The 16,519-nt window shown below is 70.1% G+C and carries 16 protein-coding genes; 9 read left to right on the top strand and 7 right to left on the bottom strand.

Going from position 1 to position 16,519, the window contains the following annotated elements; translation table 11 throughout:
* The first annotated feature begins 110 nt into the window (after positions 1-110).
* Genes gmd through ACIQCZ_RS12140 form a run of 5 tightly spaced genes read left to right on the top strand, consistent with a single transcriptional unit; the run spans position 111 to position 5,206 of the window.
* Entirely contained in the window at positions 111-1,124 is a 1,014-nt protein-coding gene (gene gmd / locus ACIQCZ_RS12160) for a GDP-mannose 4,6-dehydratase (RefSeq protein ID WP_402281716.1), read from the top strand.
* A complete protein-coding gene (locus tag ACIQCZ_RS12155; RefSeq protein ID WP_402281715.1) occupies positions 1,121-1,432 on the top strand; it encodes a hypothetical protein in 312 nt (103 codons plus the stop codon). The genes gmd and ACIQCZ_RS12155 overlap by 4 nt, the downstream gene beginning before the upstream one ends.
* Entirely contained in the window at positions 1,429-3,690 is a 2,262-nt protein-coding gene (locus ACIQCZ_RS12150) for a LamG-like jellyroll fold domain-containing protein (RefSeq protein WP_402281713.1), read from the top strand. The genes ACIQCZ_RS12155 and ACIQCZ_RS12150 overlap by 4 nt, the downstream gene beginning before the upstream one ends.
* Positions 3,687-4,382: a hypothetical protein gene (locus tag ACIQCZ_RS12145; protein WP_402281712.1), complete on the top strand. Its 696-nt coding sequence runs from the start codon at positions 3,687-3,689 to the stop codon at positions 4,380-4,382. The genes ACIQCZ_RS12150 and ACIQCZ_RS12145 overlap by 4 nt, the downstream gene beginning before the upstream one ends.
* Positions 4,379-5,206 carry a glycosyltransferase family 2 protein gene (locus tag ACIQCZ_RS12140; protein ID WP_376559914.1) on the top strand — a complete coding sequence of 276 codons (828 nt, stop codon included), beginning with the start codon at positions 4,379-4,381 and terminating at the stop codon, positions 5,204-5,206. Before ACIQCZ_RS12145 ends, ACIQCZ_RS12140 begins: the two co-directional genes overlap by 4 nt.
* 1 nt (position 5,207) lies before the next feature.
* Here the strand turns inward: ACIQCZ_RS12140 and ACIQCZ_RS12135 are convergent, their stop codons facing one another.
* A complete protein-coding gene (locus ACIQCZ_RS12135) occupies positions 5,208-6,368 on the bottom strand; it encodes a glycosyltransferase (RefSeq protein ID WP_402281711.1) in 1,161 nt (386 codons plus the stop codon).
* A 106-nt stretch (positions 6,369-6,474) separates the two neighbouring features.
* Between ACIQCZ_RS12135 and ACIQCZ_RS12130 the strand changes: the two genes are divergently transcribed.
* The gene (locus tag ACIQCZ_RS12130) at positions 6,475-7,989 is read left to right on the top strand and encodes a hypothetical protein (RefSeq protein WP_402281710.1); all 1,515 of its coding nucleotides are present in this window, start codon (positions 6,475-6,477) and stop codon (positions 7,987-7,989) included.
* Here ACIQCZ_RS12130 and ACIQCZ_RS12125 read toward each other — a convergent pair.
* The 3 genes from ACIQCZ_RS12125 to ACIQCZ_RS12115 are packed head-to-tail and all read right to left on the bottom strand — an operon-like array spanning position 7,958 to position 12,152.
* Positions 7,958-9,202 (bottom strand): hypothetical protein, encoded by a 1,245-nt coding sequence (locus tag ACIQCZ_RS12125; RefSeq protein WP_402281709.1) that lies wholly within the window; start codon positions 9,200-9,202, stop codon positions 7,958-7,960. The genes ACIQCZ_RS12130 and ACIQCZ_RS12125 overlap by 32 nt on opposite strands.
* Positions 9,199-10,890: a lipopolysaccharide biosynthesis protein gene (locus ACIQCZ_RS12120; RefSeq protein ID WP_402281708.1), complete on the bottom strand. Its 1,692-nt coding sequence runs from the start codon at positions 10,888-10,890 to the stop codon at positions 9,199-9,201. Before ACIQCZ_RS12120 ends, ACIQCZ_RS12125 begins: the two co-directional genes overlap by 4 nt.
* Positions 10,887-12,152, bottom strand: a complete 1,266-nt coding sequence (locus tag ACIQCZ_RS12115) for a glycosyltransferase (RefSeq protein ID WP_402281706.1) — start codon at positions 12,150-12,152, stop codon at positions 10,887-10,889. Before ACIQCZ_RS12115 ends, ACIQCZ_RS12120 begins: the two co-directional genes overlap by 4 nt.
* 211 nt (positions 12,153-12,363) lie before the next feature.
* Between ACIQCZ_RS12115 and ACIQCZ_RS12110 the strand changes: the two genes are divergently transcribed.
* Positions 12,364-12,813, top strand: coding sequence for an adenylyltransferase/cytidyltransferase family protein (locus ACIQCZ_RS12110; protein ID WP_402281705.1), 450 nt, complete (start codon positions 12,364-12,366; stop codon positions 12,811-12,813).
* On the opposite strand, the gene ACIQCZ_RS12105 is transcribed toward ACIQCZ_RS12110, so the two are convergent.
* Both ACIQCZ_RS12105 and ACIQCZ_RS12100 read right to left on the bottom strand, forming a co-directional pair.
* A complete protein-coding gene (locus ACIQCZ_RS12105) occupies positions 12,779-13,510 on the bottom strand; it encodes a CDP-alcohol phosphatidyltransferase family protein (protein ID WP_402281704.1) in 732 nt (243 codons plus the stop codon). The two genes, ACIQCZ_RS12110 and ACIQCZ_RS12105, sit on opposite strands and share 35 nt — an antisense overlap.
* Positions 13,511-13,692: 182 nt before the next feature.
* Positions 13,693-14,388 carry a ribonuclease H gene (locus tag ACIQCZ_RS12100; protein ID WP_402281703.1) on the bottom strand — a complete coding sequence of 232 codons (696 nt, stop codon included), beginning with the start codon at positions 14,386-14,388 and terminating at the stop codon, positions 13,693-13,695.
* A 132-nt stretch (positions 14,389-14,520) separates the two neighbouring features.
* On the opposite strand from ACIQCZ_RS12100, the gene ACIQCZ_RS12095 reads away from it, so the two are divergent.
* Positions 14,521-14,712, top strand: a complete 192-nt coding sequence (locus ACIQCZ_RS12095) for a DUF6381 family protein (RefSeq protein WP_351080216.1) — start codon at positions 14,521-14,523, stop codon at positions 14,710-14,712.
* A 161-nt stretch (positions 14,713-14,873) separates the two neighbouring features.
* Here the strand turns inward: ACIQCZ_RS12095 and ACIQCZ_RS12090 are convergent, their stop codons facing one another.
* On the bottom strand, positions 14,874-15,440 hold the full coding sequence (locus ACIQCZ_RS12090; protein WP_402281702.1) for a nucleoside deaminase: 567 nt from the start codon (positions 15,438-15,440) through the stop codon (positions 14,874-14,876).
* An 89-nt stretch (positions 15,441-15,529) separates the two neighbouring features.
* On the opposite strand from ACIQCZ_RS12090, the gene ACIQCZ_RS12085 reads away from it, so the two are divergent.
* Positions 15,530-16,495 carry an antibiotic biosynthesis monooxygenase gene (locus ACIQCZ_RS12085; RefSeq protein WP_402281700.1) on the top strand — a complete coding sequence of 322 codons (966 nt, stop codon included), beginning with the start codon at positions 15,530-15,532 and terminating at the stop codon, positions 16,493-16,495.
* The last annotated feature ends 24 nt before the right edge of the window (positions 16,496-16,519 follow it).

Below are 16,519 nucleotides of genomic sequence, written 5' to 3'. Positions count from 1 at the left end.
GATTGTGCCAGCAGCCACCGGCCACGGTGATGTTTTGCCGCAGATCACTCAATTCCCGATATTTCGGCGGGTACCAACAGCCTTTCAGGCGACCAGAGGAGGGGGGAGGCGTGGCGAAGACCGCGCTCATCACCGGCGTGACCGGACAGGACGGTTCGTACCTGTCCGAGTTGCTGCTCGACAAGGGGTACACGGTCCATGGACTGATACGCCGCTCGTCGAGCTTCAACACCGAGCGGATCGATCACATCTATCAGGGCCCGGAGGAGGAGAACAGATCCTTCGTCCTGCATCACGCCGACCTCGCCGACGGGGTCGCACTGGTGAACCTGCTGCGTGACATCCGGCCGGACGAGGTCTACAACCTGGGTGCGCAGTCGCACGTCCGGGTCTCCTTCGACGCACCGCTGTACACCGGCGACATCACGGGGCTCGGCACCATCCGGCTGCTGGAGGCGGTCCGGGCGAGCGGTATCGACACCCGTGTCTATCAGGCGTCGTCCTCGGAGATGTTCGGCGCGACCCCGCCGCCGCAGAACGAGAAGACCCCGTTCCATCCGCGCAGCCCGTACAGCGTCGCCAAGGTCTACTCGTACTGGGCGACCGTCAACTACCGTGAGGCGTACGGGATGTTCGCGGTCAACGGGATCCTCTTCAACCACGAGTCCCCGCGCCGCGGCGAGACCTTCGTGACCCGGAAGATCACGCGTGGGGTGGCCAGGATCAAGGCGGGTCTCCAGACCCACCTCCACCTGGGCAACCTCGACGCCGTGCGCGACTGGGGCTACGCCCCCGAGTACGTCGACGCGATGTGGCGGATGCTGCAGTGCGACAGTCCGGACGACTACGTGGTGGCCACCGGCGAGGGGGTCAGCGTCCGGCAGTTCCTGGAGTACGCCTTCGCCCACGCGGGACTGGACTGGCGGGAGCATGTGCGCTACGACCCCAAGTACGAGCGCCCCAGCGAGGTCGACGCGCTCATCGGTGACGCGGCCAAGGCCGAGGAACTCCTCGGCTGGAAACCGGCGGTGAGGGCGCGGGAGCTCGCCACGATCATGGTCGAGGCGGACATCCGCCAGCTGTCCGACCAACTCGCCGGAGCGGCCGTACGGGTGGACCGATGAACCGTACGGCCGTCCTCCACCGCGGCATCGCGGCGCCGGTCACCGTCATGCGGCCCGCTTCGGCGCTCCCCCACAGCACCCGGCCGTCGCACCCCACGACCGTGCCGGGGACCATCACGGACGCCTCCTCGGCCTCCTCCACCGGCCGCCCGGTGGATCCGAGCGCGTCCGCACCGGTCCGGACCCCGGTCCCGGGCCACTCACTCGCCCTCGCCGGCAGCGGGACGAAGCGTCCCCGCCGTCGGCCGGACGAGGCAGGAACCGCGGCCTTCCGGCCGCAGCTCGTTCTCACCTTCGGAGCTGAATGATGAACGGAAGTACGGGGCGCAGACCCACCGGACACCGCCGGGCACGGGCCGCGGCCGCCGCGCTCTGCCTGCTCGCCGGAGCACTGACCGCCGCCACGTCCGGGGGCTCCCCCGCGGCGGCCCTCACCCCGCCGGTCTCGCTGACCGCGGACGATCTCACCACCTGGCAGACCAACGGCATCGTCTGGTCGATGGCCGCGTCGGACGCCGGTGTCGTCTACACCGGCGGCACCTTCTCCACCGTCCGGCCGCCGGGCGCGGACGCCGGTACCTCCGAACAGCCCGCGGTGAACTTCGCCGCGTTCGACGCCGCGACCGGTGCGCCGACCGGCTGCAGCCTGTCGTTCACGCTGTCGTCGGGAACGGCGACCGTACGGGCGCTCGCCCTCTCCCCGGATCAGAAGACGCTCTACGTCGGCGGGCAGTTCGGGGCGGTGAGCGGGGTCGGGGTGAGCAATATCGCCGCGATCGACACCGCGACCTGCACCCCGCGCCAGGACTTCAAGTTCTCCGTCTCCGCGACGGTGCGGGCGCTGGCCGTCACGGCGGACACCGTCTATCTGGGCGGTGACTTCAATACCGTGGCGGGGCAGACCCGGAACAAGTTTGCCGCGGTCACCACCGGCGCCGCGCTGAAGCCGTGGAAGGCCGACACCGACGAGGTGGGCCGGGCCCTGGAGCTGACGCCCGACGGCAAGCACGTACTGCTCGGCGGCGACTTCTTCACCGTCAACGGCACCACGTCGCACGCGCTGGCCGTCGTGGACGCCACCACCGGGGCCGTCGCCAAGAGCTACCCGGCCGGCTTCATTCCGAACACCTCCACGGTGCAGGACCTGGCCACGGACGCCACCGGCTTCTACACCGCCAACGAGGGCACCGGAGGCGGTGTCTTCGACGGCCGGATCGCGCTGAACCTCAGCAACTTCGAGCAGCGCTGGCGGGACACCTGCCTGGGCGCCACGCAGGCCGTCCTGGTGCACAACGGGGTGCTGTACAGCGGGAGTCACGCGCACGACTGCTCCAGCATGGGCGAGTTCCCGGACCAGCCGCGCAGGCACCTGCTGGCCCAGTCGGTCGACGATCCGAAACTGCTCCCGTGGTTCCCGGACACCAATGACGGCATCGGGGAGCCGGTCGGGCCGCGGGTGATGGCCCAGACCGACAAGGGCGGCCACCACTACCTGTGGGTGGGCGGCGAGTTCACCACCGTCAACGGCTCGCGGCAGCAGGGCCTGACGCGGTTCGCCGACGGTCCGGACACCGGGGCGCCCTGGGTGCCGAACGTCAGCCTGTCCACGGTCGCCCCCGGCAAGGTGGAGGTCAACTGGCAGACGAGCTTCGACGCCGACGACGGGGAACTCACCTACCGGATCTACAAGGACGGTGCGAGCACCCCGGTGTACACCACGACCGGATACTCGCTGTTCTGGGACCGGCCGCAGCTGAGGTGGACCGATACGGACGTGGCCCCGGGCGAGACCCACTCGTACCGGATCAGCGCGAGCGACGGCACCAACACCAGCGCCAAGTCGCCCGCTCTGTCCGCCACCGTGGCGTCCACCGCCGAGAAGTACCCCGCCAAGGTGCTGGCCGACGGCGCGTCGCTGTACTGGCGGTACGACGAAGGCACCTCGACCTTCGCGGCCGACACCGGCGGCGGACGGGACAACGGATTCCTGCGCAACTCCCCCGCCTACCGGCAGACTCCGGCGGCGGTCGCGGGTCCCTCGACCGCGATCGGCTTCAACGGAACGAGCCAGTACGCCTACAGCAACAAGCTGCACCCGCAGCCCACCAGGTTCTCCGTCGAGACCTGGATCAGGACGACGACCACCAAGGGAGGAAAGATCATCGGCTTCGGCAATGTGACCATGCAGAACAGCACCAAGTACGACAAGCATGTGTACATGCGCGACGACGGGCGGCTGGTCTTCGGCGTCCACAGCGGCGGCACCAGGACCATCACCACTCCCGCCGCCTACAACGACGGCGCCTGGCACCATGTCGTCGCCACCCAGGGCACCGGAGGCATGGCCCTGTACGTGGACGGGCAGCTCCGCGCCTCCAGCGCCCTCTACACCACCAACGAGGCCTACAGCGGCTACTGGCGGGTCGGCGGGGACAACCTGAACAACTGGCCGAGTCGGCCGACGAGCAACTTCTTCGCGGGGCAGGTCGACGAGACCGCCGTCTACCCGACCGCGTTGAGCAGCTCTCAGGTCAGTGCCCACTACGCCCTGAGGACGGGTGGATGAGGTATCCGTTCCGGGCCGGTGCCGCCGTCGTCGTACTGACGGCGGCACTGGCCGCCTGCGGCTCGTCCTCCGAGGGGCACGAGGGGGCGAACGGCGCCGGGCCCGCGTCCGGCCGGACCCCGGTCGCCCCCTCCTCGGCCGGTCCCGGGGCCACCGCGCCCGGTGGTCCCCCGGCCCGGCGCACGAGCGAACCGCCCAGGCTGCCCACCGGCGAACTCACCCCGGCCACCGGCACCTTCACCAAGAAGCAGAAGGAGTACCTCGTCGACCGGGTTCCCCGGGGAATGGATCCGGCGGCGGTGCTCCAGACCGGTCAGGAGACCTGCGACAGGCTGACGTACCTCGTGAAGGTCGACCGGGACACGGCGGTCGGCGCGATCGTGACGGGCGAGATCGCCGACGCGGAGCCCGCCGTCGCACATCTCTGTCCCCACCACGGCGACCTGGTGCAAGAGGCCTCGCGGGGCTACGCCGACGGCACGTACGAGGGCGCGCGGATCCGGCCGGGCCGCTACCGCGACGTCACCCCGACCGAGAGCTGCGCCTGGCGGATCACCGGGGCGAACGGCAGGACCCTGGCGTCGGGCTCCTCCGCCTCCGGGAAACGGTCCGAGATCACCGTCCCGAAGGCGGCCCGCGCCTTCACCTCCACAGGCTGCTACGCCTGGCTGCCGGAAGGAGACCTTGGATGAGCAAGCTGCCGATAGCCGTGGCGATCCCCACGAAGAACGAGGGGCTCAACATCGCCGAGGCGGTCACGTCGGTGCTCGGCCACTTCGAGGCGGTGGTCGTCGTCGACTCGCACAGTACGGACGACACGGTGAAGATCGCCGAGGAGTGCGGGGCCGAGGTGATCACGTACACCTGGGACGGCGGCCATCCGCGCAAGAAGCAGTGGTGCCTGGACCATGTCCGCACGGACCTGGACTGGATCCTGCTGCTCGACGGGGACGAGCGGCTCAGTCCGGGGCTGCTGGCCGAACTGCGGCAGATCTTCGCCGATCCCGGAGCGCCGGGTCCGGCGGCGTACGACATACCGCTGGGCTACTGGTTCTCCGGGAAGCGGCTGCGGCACGGATACACCATCCGCAAGCGGTCGCTGACCGATCGCACCCGCTGCCACTATCCGGAGGTGGGAGATCTGGAGGCGCCGGGCATCGGCGAGGTCGAGGGCCACTACCAGCCGGTCGCCGAGTCGGTCGGCTCGCTCCGCCATCCGATCGAGCATCAGGATCTCGACCCGGTCACCGCCTGGTTCGAGCGGCACAACCGGTACTCGGACTGGGAGGCGTGGCTGGAACATCACCCGGAGGTCAAGGAGCAGGTGCGCAAGGTGAAGTCCCGCCAAGGGCAGTTGTTCCACAAGGCGCCCTTCAAGCCCCTGGTGTCGTTCGCGTACATGTATGTGTACCGGCGGGGGTTCCTGGACGGCCGGGCGGGGCTCGACTTCGCGCTGGCGATGAGTTTCTACCGCTGGCAGATCGCGCTCAAGTCCCGTGAGGGGAAGACCGTTTGACTCAGTGATCCTTCCGGCGGACCACGTCCTCGTAGGTCCGCCGGAGGGTCCGGGTCACGACATCGATGGTGAAGTGCTCATTGACCAGGTCCCAGGCGGCCTTGCCGGCCTGTGCGTTGGTCTCGGGTTCGAGGAGTTCCAGCACCGCACGGGCGACCTTGAGGGCGTTCTCCCCGTCCTCGCCGACCCGGCTGTCGATCACCCGTCCCGCCCCGGCCTTCGCGACGTCGGGGCCGAGGCCACTGGTGCGGGTGATGACCACGGGGGTGCCGACGGACATCGCTTCGAGGACGGAGACGGCCAGGGGCTCCTCGATCGACGGCAGTACGTACACATCGGCCTCCCCGTCCGCGGCCAGAACCTCTTCGTGGCCGAGCGGTCCCAGGTGGTGGAGGGAGTCCATCACCCCCAGTTCGCGGGCGAGTTCGAGAGTCTCCGACAGCGCTCCGGTGTCGGGGCCGGCGAGCACGAACCGGGCGTCCGGGTGCTCCGCCAGGATCGTCGGCATCGCGGCGACGAAGTCCTGCGGACGCTTGCGCTCCTGGATCCGGCCCAGGAAGAGGACCATCGGCGGCCGCCCCGCCGCGCGGGCGGGCTTGGGCTCCTGCGGCGTCACGCCGTTGACCAGCCGTACGGTGCGGGTCAACGGCACAGGTGCGGCGACGGCGTTCACATCGAGGCGTTCCCGCTCCGTCAGATGCAGCACGGCGTCGGCTTCGCGCAGCACCTTGCGTACGCCCAGCAGATCGGTCAGCTGGGCGACCCGCTTCTCGGTCGGGTCCACCATGCCGTGGGTCTGGACGACCAGGGGCGTACGGGAGGCCAGCGCGAGCAGCGCGGCGGGGAGCGTCACCAGGTCGCGCATCAGATGGACATGGACGAGATCGGCGCCGCGCATCATGCGCCGGGCGGCGAGCAGGAGCGCGCCGGAGGTGATTCCGCTGACCTCGAACACGGGGAGCAGATGACGGGCCTGGAAGAGATGGACCGGGACTCCCTCGACCTCGCGCGGCAGCGGCCCCTCGAAGCCGTCGCCCAGCGCCATGATGCGGGCGTCGTCGCCGCCGGCACGCTGGACCCTCGACAGGTTGAGCGCCACCCTTGTCGGGCCGCCGAACGCGTGGTCCGGCGTGTGCAGTGTGACGACGTGCAGGATCTTCACCAGAGTCCCCCTCGGTCTCGGCCGGTCTTTTACAGAATAGTCATCCAAACCCCCCAAGTGGGTTGATTCGTTAGAGTGTTCACAGATCCACGGAGCGGGGGGACAGATGACGTCCGTGCACGAGGCGGCGCCGTCCGCCCCCGTACCGGAGCACGGCCCGCAAGGCCCGGTCCAGCCGCCGGCGAGGCCTCTGGCGTGGGCCATGCTGTCGCGCGCCCTCGCCGTGCCGCTCATCCTCGGCCTGGTCTGCTTCCTGCCCGCGGTGATCGCCGCGCAGCCGGGCACCGGCGCCCGGGACACCGCGTACTGGCTGCAACTCGCGCTGACGTGCTATGCGGGGGCCCGGCTCGCCACGATGATCCTGTCCACCCGGCGCCGCCTGCTGCAGGGCGTCTTCTGGATGTTCGTGTACATCGCGATGGGGGTGGCGCCGTTCGCGCAGGTGGTCATCGGGCGGACGCCGACACCGATGGTCGGGCCGCGGTCGGATCTGGTGACGGCCATCGCGCTGGTCCTGGTGGGGTGTGCGGGGTTCGACCTCGGGGCGCTGCTGGCGTCCCGGCGCCCGCTGCGCCGCCGGGCCACCGCACGCTCCGGGAGCGGTCCGGCAACGGCGCACCGGGTACGGCTCAGGCTGTTGGCGGTGCTGGCCTTCGCGGCGAGCGGCTATTACGTCGTGAAGCTCGGCGGGCCCGCCGTCTTCTTCACCAGTCGCCAGGAGATCAGCGCCTCGGTCGCGGCCAGCGGGGTGGTGTCGGACCAGTCCAATGTGGGGTCGGCCCTCCTCAAGGGCTTCGGTACGGTACCCGCGCTGCTCGGGCTGCTCTTCTGGACCCGTCGGCTGGTGACCTCGCGCAGGGCCCGGCGTTCCCCCTCGACGGTGCTTGTCTGGTGTGCGTTGCTGGTCCTCAACGTCGTCGTCAACAACCCGATCTCCAACGCTCGTTACTGGTTCGTGACCGTGCTGGTCTCGCTCCTCTTCACCGCGTTCCCGAGCAGCGCTGCGATGTACCGCTCGGTGCTGGTCATGGGAGTGGTCGGGGCGTTGGTGCTGTTCCCGTACGCGGACCGGTTCCGCTACGACAGCGCCGGGTACCGGCCGGTGGAGTCGTCGTCGGTCTTCGAGCCGCTGGCCACCAAGGACTACGACCAGGCGGTGATGTTCGCCAACGCCGTCACCTGGGTCGACACCCGGGGCCACACCTATGGGCGTCAACTGACGGGCTCCGCACTGTTCTTCGTGCCCCGTTCGGTGTGGAGCGGCAAGCCTGAGGACACGGGGGTGCGCGTCGGCCAGTGGATGGGGATGAACATGACCAACCTGTCGGCGCCGCTGTGGACCGAGCTCTGGGTCGACTTCGGCGCTCCAGGCATGGTCGGCGCGTTCGCGCTGATCGGATATGCCGCGGCGCGCACCGACCGGCGTTACGCGCGCGCCGTCTCCCGGGACGGTCCGGGCCCCGGCAGCGTCCTGGCCATCGCCGCGCCGCTGATCGCCGGGTACACCTTCATCCTGTTGCGCGGACCGCTGTTGCAGTCCGTCGGGAAGCTGGCGATCGCGGCCCTCTGTCTGCTGCTGGTCACCAGTTTCAGGAGCCGGAACGGATGGCGCCCGCGCTGACGGGCGCCCGGCCGCCCGCGGCGCGACGGCTCAGTCGGGCCACCCGGGCCCACGTGGCCACCGCCTTGCAGACCGATCCCAGGCACAGGCCCCAGGCCGCGCCCCGCACCCCGCCGAGCACGTAGCCGCCGGTGAGGAAGGCCACGGCGGCGAGTGAGAAGACCACCTGGATCGAGAGAGTGGTGCGGGGGTCGAGCATCCGCAGGGCCAGCAGTCCGCAGGTGCCGACGGCCATCGCCGCGTACTGGCTGCCGGTCGCGGGGAGCAGGGCGGCCGCCATGGGCCAGGTGTCGCCGAGCAGGTGGCGGCCGACCCCGTCGGGCAGCAGGGCGAGTACGGTGGCCCAGGCCCCCGCGGTCAGCGCCAGTACGGCGGCGAGCGTCGCCGTGGCGCGTACCCGGCGCCGTTCGCAGGAGAGTCGTCCGAGCAGCGGCGGGCCGAAGCCGGTGGCCGAGGTGAACAGCACGTTCAGCGGCCCGAAGAGTGTGGTCGCGCCGCGCAGGGCGCCGACCACCAGCGGGTTGCCGACCGCACCGAGTCCGAGCACGGAGAGTTGGCCGGCGGCGTTGCCGACCCCGAATTCCACCACGAAGCGCCGCCCCAGGTGCCCCTTTCGCAGCAGGGTCTTCAGCCGCAGCGGCGTGCCGGCCACCCTGCGGTGCAGCAGGGCGGCCGACAGCAGCAGGGCGGGCAGTGCGGACAGCCCCCAGACGGCGACGAGCCGGGCAGCCGGGGCGCCGTGCGGCTGCATGGCCAACGCGCCCAGTACGCACGCCAGTCTGAGCACGTCGCCGCCCAGTGCCAGGTGCGGCTGTTGCAGGGTGGAGAAGGCGTAGCGCATGGTGTCCTGTCCGAGGACCACCGGCAGAACGAGTCCCAGCGTCATCAGGGCGCGTGCGGTGGCCCCCGGGAGCAGCAGACAGACGGCGGCGAGCAGGGCGCCGAGCGCGGACGCGGCGAGCAGGGTGAAGACGACCGCCGACCGGCACGCGCCGCCCATCTCGTCGCGCTCGCCGCGCCGCAGCACGAGCGGCTGCCCGGTGTAGGCGCCGAAGACACCCAGGAGCACCGTGAAGACGAGGTAGACCGCCGAGAAGCGGGCGAAGTCGGCCACCGTGGAGAGCCGGGCGGCCGCCACCAGCACCAGGATGTTGGTGAGCGCCGCCACACCCTGGTCCGCGACCGAGCAGGCGATCGCGGTACGTGCCTTCATCTGTGTCCCGCGGTGGAGTCGAAGGTGCGCAGGCCCAGCGTCTGCGCCGAATCGCCGGAATGTCCGGCGCCACCGTGGCCGTCCCCGTCGCCCCGGCCGGGCGCGGAGCCGGACCGGCCACCGCCCGCGCGGCGCTTGCGCGCCTTCTTGCGGGCCCTGCGCTCGTGGCGGCTCCGGCCGGGGTGCAGCAGGGCGCCGAGCACCGTTCCGCCGGCCGCCTCGATGATCTCCCGGATTCTTTCCAGGTCGCTGCGGTGCACCTCGCGCGGGTCGCAGATCACGACGACGCCCTCCACGCGGTCGATCAGCGCGACGGCGTCGGCGTACGACAGCACGGGCGGGGCGAGCACGATGACGACGGCGTCCGGGCGGTCGCCCTCGGCGACGATCCGCCCGACGGGCGCGGAGGTGAGGGCGCGCGGCACGTTGTCCGTGCGCCGGCCCGCTATCAGGGTGAAGGCACCCGATCCGGGAACGTCCACGTTCATCCGGCTGTCCGACGGCCACGCCCGCTCTGCCTCCGTCGCCCAGCGTGGCCGGGCGCCCTGCACGGCCGGGCCGAGGTCCCTGGCCAGTGCGGGGGTACGCAGATCGGCTTCGACCAGGAGTACGTCGCGTCCCATCTCGGCGAAGGCCGCGGCCAGATTGACCGCCGCGGCGGCCGCGGCGGTGCTGTCCCCGCGCGGGGCCGTGACCAGAAGTCTGCGGCGCTGGGCGAACCAAGGGTCGTAGGCGAGCCGGAAGGCGACCGCCCGGTACTCCTCGGCCAGCCGGCTCCCGCTCCGCCCGATGGCGAGCAGCGTGCCCGCGGTTGCCCGCTCCCTGGGCAGGGTGCCGAGCAGCGGGGCACCGAGGGAACGCACCAGTTCCCGGGTGGAGCGCACGGCCGGGTCGAAGACCAGGCGTACCCAGGACAGCAGCAGCCCCAGCGCCAGCCCGACGACTCCGCCGAGTCCCAGCAGCAGGGGAAGCCCCGCACCGGTGGGCTTCGTGGGCGCCACGGGCCTCTTCGTCAGATAGCCGGGAGTGGTGTCCAGGGCACGCAACTCCGAGATTTTCCTGCTGAGTTCGGAGATCGAGACCACGAGGTTGGCCCGTGCGCTGGTCACGTCGTTGCTGCCGACGGCCTGCTGCGCCAGCTGGTCCCGCTGCTCGGTGAGCGGGACCAGCTGGGCACGGTAGCCGTCGACCATGTTGGCGATGCTGTCCTCGGTGCGCTGTCTGCGGATCTCCAGATAGGCGTCGGCGAGCGCCTCGGCCCGCGCCTTCGCCAGGGCGGGGGTGCGGCCGGTGTACGAGAAGCGGAGCACGAGGGTGTTCGGCGGGTTCGTGACCTGGAGTCCGGACAGCAGTGCTCCGACGTCCACCCGGTCGCCGTGCCGGGCCAGAGAACCGACGGCCAGGGTGCCCACGGTGTCGCTGACCGCGGTCTGCCGCTCGGAGCCGATGTTGATGCCCTTGTCGGCGGAGGCGCCCGCGGCGAAGGGATCCGAGGCGGCGGAACGGACGACCACCTCGCCCGTCGACGTGTAGCTGTCCTCGCCGCTCAGGGCGAGCCAGCCGCCGCCGAGCAGCCCGAGGACCACGCCGGAGGCGAGCAGTGCCCGGTAGCGCAGGAGCTGGCGGAACTGGTCCCGCAGCAGGGCGGGTTCGTCCTGGTCCTCCAGGGCGCGGATGGGCTGGGTCATCGGTGTGGTCTCCCTTGTGCGTCGGCGAGGACCTCGGTGAGCAGTGCGTCGAAGCGGGCCAGGCCCGCCTCCCGGCTCAGATGGTGTGCGACGTACCGCGGCCCGTTGGCGCCGAGCGCGTCCGCCCCGGCCGGCGTCTCGACGAGCTTGCGTACGGCTGACAGCAGCGCGGCGGGATCCTCCGGCGCGACCAGGACGCCGGCTCCGGACCGGTGCACCTCCTGGGCCGTCCCTCCCCCGTCGGCGACCGAGGCGACGACGGGGCGTCCCGAGACGAAGTACGAGGTCAGCTTGGACGGGACGCTCATGTCCAGCACGGACGCCCGCTGGGTCACCGCGAGCACATCGGCGGCGGCGAGGATGTCCGTGAACTCGTCGGCGTCGGCCGGCGGCAGGAAATCCAGGTTGCGCAGGCCCGCCGCGCGCCCCAGCAGCGCCTCGCGCTGGTTCCCGTCCCCCATCAGCACGATGCGGATCTCCGGCGCGAGCCGGGCCGCGTCGACGAGGACCTCCAGCCCTTGTTTGAGCCCCATGTTCCCGGAGTGCAGGACCACGGGAGTGCCCTCGCTCCAGCCGAGCCTGGCCCGCGTAGCTGCGCGGTCGCCGGAAGGGGCCCGGACGTGCGACCAGTTCGGGACGGTACGGATGCGGCCGGGGTCCACTCCGTACGCGGTGACGCGCGGGACGAAGGTCTCGTGGATGACTCCCACGAGGGCCGCGCCGCGCAGCGCGTACCGTTCGGCCGCCGAGGCGACGGCCGCCGCCCGCCCGCCTCCCCGGATTCCGCTCTGGGCGGCGGCCGCGCCCATCAGATCCTGTACGACCGGTATGTAAGGGACCCGGTGGCGGCGTGCCAGCCGGGCTCCGGTGACCCCGCCCGCGAGGCTGGGCATCTGGGAGATCACCGCGTCCGGCGGACGCGAGACAGGCGGCGCCAGCAGTCCATGGCCGAGCACCGTGGCCTCGAACGCGGCTCTGCGCAGGGCGGTCTGACGGGACGGCACATAGTGTCTTCGCCGGTGGACGGTGACCCCGGCCCGCGTCTCGACGGCCCGCCACACACCCCGGTACGCCGCGTCGGTCCGCCAGGACGGGTAGTGCGGCATGCCGGTCAGTACATGGGTGTCGGCCCCGCTCTCGGCCCAGTGCTCGGCAAGCTGCGCGGCGTACGGGCCGATGCCCGTCAGCTCCGGCGCGTAGTTCGTCGAGACGACCAGCAGCGTGCGGCCTTCGAACGGCTTGTGACGATCGGCATCGGACATGGACGCTCGCCTTCCCCCCGGAACATTCTGTGTTCCCCCCAAGGAACAGCCCCAAAAGCGAGCTTATCCGTTCACGAGATACGCAAGTGGTCTTCACAGTAAGGTCGTTGCACCATCAACACCGATACCGATATCCCGCGGCACCGGATGTCATGTCCGGACAACCACCCCGGGACACGGACATCACGTTCACCGTGGGGGGAGAGAACGGATGGTGCACAGGGTCGGCTACGCGCCGGGGGTCTACGACCTGTTCCACATAGGGCACCTCAACATCCTGCGACATGCCCGCAGTCAATGCGACTACCTCGTCGCAGGAGTCGTCTCGGACGAGATGGCCGCGCTCGCCAAGGGCCACAAACCGGTGATTCCACTGCCGGAGCGGCTGGAGATCGTACGCAGTGTCCGCCATGTGGATGCCGCGTTCGTCGAGACCGTGCCCGACAAGATCGAGACCTGGCAGCAAGTCAGGTTCGACGTCATCTTCAAGGGGGACGACTGGCGGGACACGGAGAAGGGCCGGCGGCTGGAGCACGACTTCGCCGAGGTCGGCGTCGAGGTGGTCTACTTCCCGTACACCGTGCACACGTCCAGCACCCAGCTGCGCCGGGCGCTGGACTCCCTCGTCAGTCCGCAGTCCGGAGCGCTTTCAGCTCCCTGAACCACTTGACGAGGAACACCACGAGGAACAGCGCGTGCACGACGGCGAGCGCGGCGTAGCCGACGCGGAACGCGGTCCGGTCGCCGAGCAGCAGGAACACCAGGCAGAACACCCCGTAGTCGGCGGGCAGCAGTGCCACGGCGCGCATCCGGGACACCGGGGCCGGGGCGCCGTCGTCCGGTGCGGGCCGTGCGGCCGCCCTGCCCAGCTGTTCGCGCAGCAGCCCCGCGCAGAAGGTCAGCACGGCGGTGAACAGGAAGCCCAGCGGCAGGAGCAGCCAGCCGTCGGACGGCAGGACGGAGAACCGCTGGAACGAGATCAGTACAGCGGTGTGTACGAGGATCATCTTGGCGCAGTCCACGACGTGGTCCAGCCACTCGCCGTCCGGGCCGCCCCGGCCGGTCAGCCTGGCCAGCTGACCGTCGGCCGAATCGAGGGCGAAGCCGACGGCCAGACCGGCGTACACCGTGACCGCGAGCCCCCAGGACGGCCGGACGAGTGCCACCGATGCGATGGCCGCGACGGTGAATACCGCACTGATCAGGGTGACCTGATTGGGTGTCAGTCCGATGCGGTACGCGCCTGCCGCGAACACCCGCCCGGCCGGACGGTTCACGTACCGCGAGTACAGCGACACCCCCTTGGCCGCCTTCTGCGCGCCACGCAATTCGCGCAGGACCGTGCCTGTGCTTTCCATACGCCCCCCAGCGTGTCCCTGTTCCGGCAACAGCGCCGACGGTGCGCCGCGGACACCGCCGTCGGAGCCGCATCATGGCATGCGGGGCGCCGTTCGCGTGGCCACTCGCCCGCTCCCGTCCGCGACCCCGCCCGGCCCGAAGCGGCCGCACCGTCCGCACGGGCCCGGGTGGGGGCCACGGCTCAGGCAGGCGCGGTGCGGCACTCCGGGTGGCCCCAGCCCTTCGGGTTCTTGGCGATCATCTCCTGTGCCGCATAAGGCTTTCCGCAGTGGCAGCGGCCGGCGAACCTGGCCCGGACGGTGCCGCCGGAGCGTGCGGGGCGTGCCGAACTCCCCGCCTTCTTCACCGGGGTGTTCCTGCCCCGCCCTTCGGTCGCCCTCGCGGGGGCGGGCGTCGGGAGCTGCGCCGAGCCGTGTGCGGTACCGGCCGGTCGCTGTGCCACCGCGGCCTCGCTGGCCGCCTGGTCGGCAAGGGCGTTGAGCGGGTCCCCGTCGACCTGGTGGGCGGGCACGTGGACGAAGTTCACGGTCCGGCCGGTCAGCAGGGCGTCGATCCCGGCCACCAGATCACGGTTGGCCACGGGCTTGCCGGCGGAGGTCTTCCAGCCGTTGCGCTTCCACCCGGGCAGCCACTTGGTCACGGCGTTCATCGCGTACTGCGAATCCATCCGCACCTCGATCGGCACGGACGGGTCCGTGGCCTCCAACAGCTCACGCAATGCCGTCAGTTCGGCGACATTGTTGGTGGCGTTCCCCAGCGGTCCCGCTTCCCAGCGCTCCGGACGCCCCTGCGCGTCGGCCACGACCCACGCCCAGGCCGCAGGCCCCGGATTGCCCTTCGATGCCCCGTCACACGCGGCGATGTTGCTCTCGTTCATGCCCCTGATCATGCCAGCGCCTCAGCACCCCTCCCGCACACCGTGACACTGAGTGACGATTCGAGGTGCGGTGACGCGACGGCACTGGTTCTCTGATGGAGCCCGCTCTTCCCAACCGCACAAGGAGCGATGATGAGCGTTGCACGTGAATCCGGTGACCGTGCGCAGGAGCTGCGCGAGAAGGCCCGGCACATGACCGAGGCCGCGGAGCGCACCACTGACCCTGAGCAGCGCCAGCGGCTTCAGGAGAAGGCCCGGAAGCTGCAGGAGCAGAGCGAGCAGCAGGGCAAGATGGGCGGCGGGAACATCCGCCCGCCGAAGTAGCACCTGCTGCGCGTAGCACCCGTCTCACGTAGTACCTGTCTCACACGAACGGCCGACGTCTTGCCGCTCTTCCATGGGTGAGTGGCAAGCCGTCGGCCGCCCGGTCCCCGGTATCCCGGCGCATCGGCAGTGCGACCGTCGTTCTCTCGTTCCGAGTCTCTTCAGTACGGGTGTTTGTTCGCCTTGTTCGCCCACGCCTCGTAGGACGTGGCCCCCAGCTCGGGGTGGAACTGTTCGAGGGTGATGCTCCGCCGGTCCGGGGGTTTCGCGAAGTCTTCGTACTGGAAGACATCGTCGAAGCCGATCTCCTGAGTTGCCTTCCAGTCACAGCTGTAGTAGACGGCACTGATCCGGGACCAGTAGATGGCGCTCATACACATGGGACACGGGGCACCACTGGTATAGATCGCGCATCCCTGCAGCATACGAGCGCGCTCGGGCACCGCGTCGGGGGAACCCTCCGGCCGAGGCACCAGCTTCAGGGTGTACGCGTCCTGGTGGGCCTCGGAAATGCTGGGCGCCTCCGGATTGAGCAGCTGAACAGCCTTGCGAATGGCCTCCACCTCACCGTGCGCCGTCGGGTCGGCCGTGAGAAGGACACGATTCTGCCCGCGCGCGATGATCTCGCCGTCGTTGGTGATCACCGCACCGAACGGTCCGCCCCAGCCGTTTTCGACGGACTCGGTGGCCAGTCGAACCGCTTCGGCCATGAACTCCTTGTGTCCCATCTCAAGATCCTCCCGCTCGGCGAGGCGGAATTTTTCCCTACCTTTTCCCTATTTGTCCGATAACTCCTTTTAGAACTAGACTACTCCGCATGAGTACCCGTGCAAGCCGCGACTCCAGCGGCAGCGCAACGGTCGTGATCTCCCAGAGGGTCCGGGCCGGCCGGGACGAGGACTACAAGCGCTGGCAGGAGAAGACCAACGAGGTCGCGCGAGGCTTTGACGGGTTCCAGGGAACGGAGTTGTACCCGCCCGGCTCCGGCGAGGAAGGCGAGTGGGTCGTCGTCTTCCGCTTCTCCCGCGTCGAGCAGTTGACCGAATGGCTGGACTCGAACGCGCGTCGGCAACTCCTCGACGAGGGCAGCCCGCTGTTCGACGGACCCCCCACGCAAGAGGTCCTTTCCGGCGGCACGCCGACCGAGGATGTCGTCACGGCGGTCGTGTCGCACGATGTGCGACCGGGACACGAGCAGGATTTCCTGCACTGGCAGGACAAGATCCTCAAGGAACAGGAGAGGCGCCCCGGTTTCATGGGGTCGGAACTCTTCAGGCCGGTGAAGGGAGTCCAGGACCGCTGGGTGGTCGCCTTCCGTTTCGACACACGCGAGCACTTGGACGAATGGCTCGGATCCGAGGCACGCGAAAAGCTTCTGACGGAAGGACGCGAGTACTTCGGTTCCTACGACGTGCGCAAGATCGGATCGGCTTTCGGCTCCTGGTTCCGCTTCGGCGAGGGCTCGGGAGAAGAGGCTCCGCCCAACTGGAAACAGGCCATGTCCGTGGTCCTGGCCCTGTATCCCACGGTGATGATCCTGAACCTGACGGTCGGTGACTGGCTCGGCCGCCTGGGGGTGCCCGGGTATCTCGCTCTGTTCATCAGCAACGTACTGAGTGTCAGTGTGCTGACCTGGTTGCTGATGCCGCTGGTCAACCGAGCGCTCGCCTTCTGGCTGCTGCCCGCCAGGGCGCGATCCGCCGGTGCCCATGCGGCGGGCGCCGCGCTCGTCGCGGTGTGCTACCTGGTGATCATCACGGTCTTCGGCCTGACCACGGGTTAGGGACACGGCGCCTCGGCGTCCACG

Source organism: Streptomyces sp. NPDC093149, assembly GCF_044754145.1.
Classification (GTDB): Bacteria; Actinomycetota; Actinomycetes; order Streptomycetales; family Streptomycetaceae; genus Streptomyces.
The sequence above is the reverse complement of the archived record's forward strand: the minus strand, read 5'-3'. Positions and strand labels throughout refer to the sequence as shown.

Coding starts and splice junctions, on each gene's coding strand:
- ACIQCZ_RS12155 (WP_402281715.1), top strand. CDS start 1,121: ATGAACCGTACGGCCGTCCTCCACCGCGGCATCGCGGCGCCGGTCACC.
- ACIQCZ_RS12150 (WP_402281713.1), top strand. CDS start 1,429: ATGATGAACGGAAGTACGGGGCGCAGACCCACCGGACACCGCCGGGCA.
- ACIQCZ_RS12145 (WP_402281712.1), top strand. CDS start 3,687: ATGAGGTATCCGTTCCGGGCCGGTGCCGCCGTCGTCGTACTGACGGCG.
- ACIQCZ_RS12140 (WP_376559914.1), top strand. CDS start 4,379: ATGAGCAAGCTGCCGATAGCCGTGGCGATCCCCACGAAGAACGAGGGG.
- ACIQCZ_RS12130 (WP_402281710.1), top strand. CDS start 6,475: ATGACGTCCGTGCACGAGGCGGCGCCGTCCGCCCCCGTACCGGAGCAC.
- ACIQCZ_RS12125 (WP_402281709.1), bottom strand. CDS start 9,202: ATGAAGGCACGTACCGCGATCGCCTGCTCGGTCGCGGACCAGGGTGTG.
- ACIQCZ_RS12120 (WP_402281708.1), bottom strand. CDS start 10,890: ATGACCCAGCCCATCCGCGCCCTGGAGGACCAGGACGAACCCGCCCTG.
- ACIQCZ_RS12115 (WP_402281706.1), bottom strand. CDS start 12,152: ATGTCCGATGCCGATCGTCACAAGCCGTTCGAAGGCCGCACGCTGCTG.
- ACIQCZ_RS12110 (WP_402281705.1), top strand. CDS start 12,364: ATGGTGCACAGGGTCGGCTACGCGCCGGGGGTCTACGACCTGTTCCAC.
- ACIQCZ_RS12105 (WP_402281704.1), bottom strand. CDS start 13,510: ATGGAAAGCACAGGCACGGTCCTGCGCGAATTGCGTGGCGCGCAGAAG.
- ACIQCZ_RS12100 (WP_402281703.1), bottom strand. CDS start 14,388: ATGAACGAGAGCAACATCGCCGCGTGTGACGGGGCATCGAAGGGCAAT.
- ACIQCZ_RS12095 (WP_351080216.1), top strand. CDS start 14,521: ATGAGCGTTGCACGTGAATCCGGTGACCGTGCGCAGGAGCTGCGCGAG.
- ACIQCZ_RS12090 (WP_402281702.1), bottom strand. CDS start 15,440: ATGGGACACAAGGAGTTCATGGCCGAAGCGGTTCGACTGGCCACCGAG.
- ACIQCZ_RS12085 (WP_402281700.1), top strand. CDS start 15,530: ATGAGTACCCGTGCAAGCCGCGACTCCAGCGGCAGCGCAACGGTCGTG.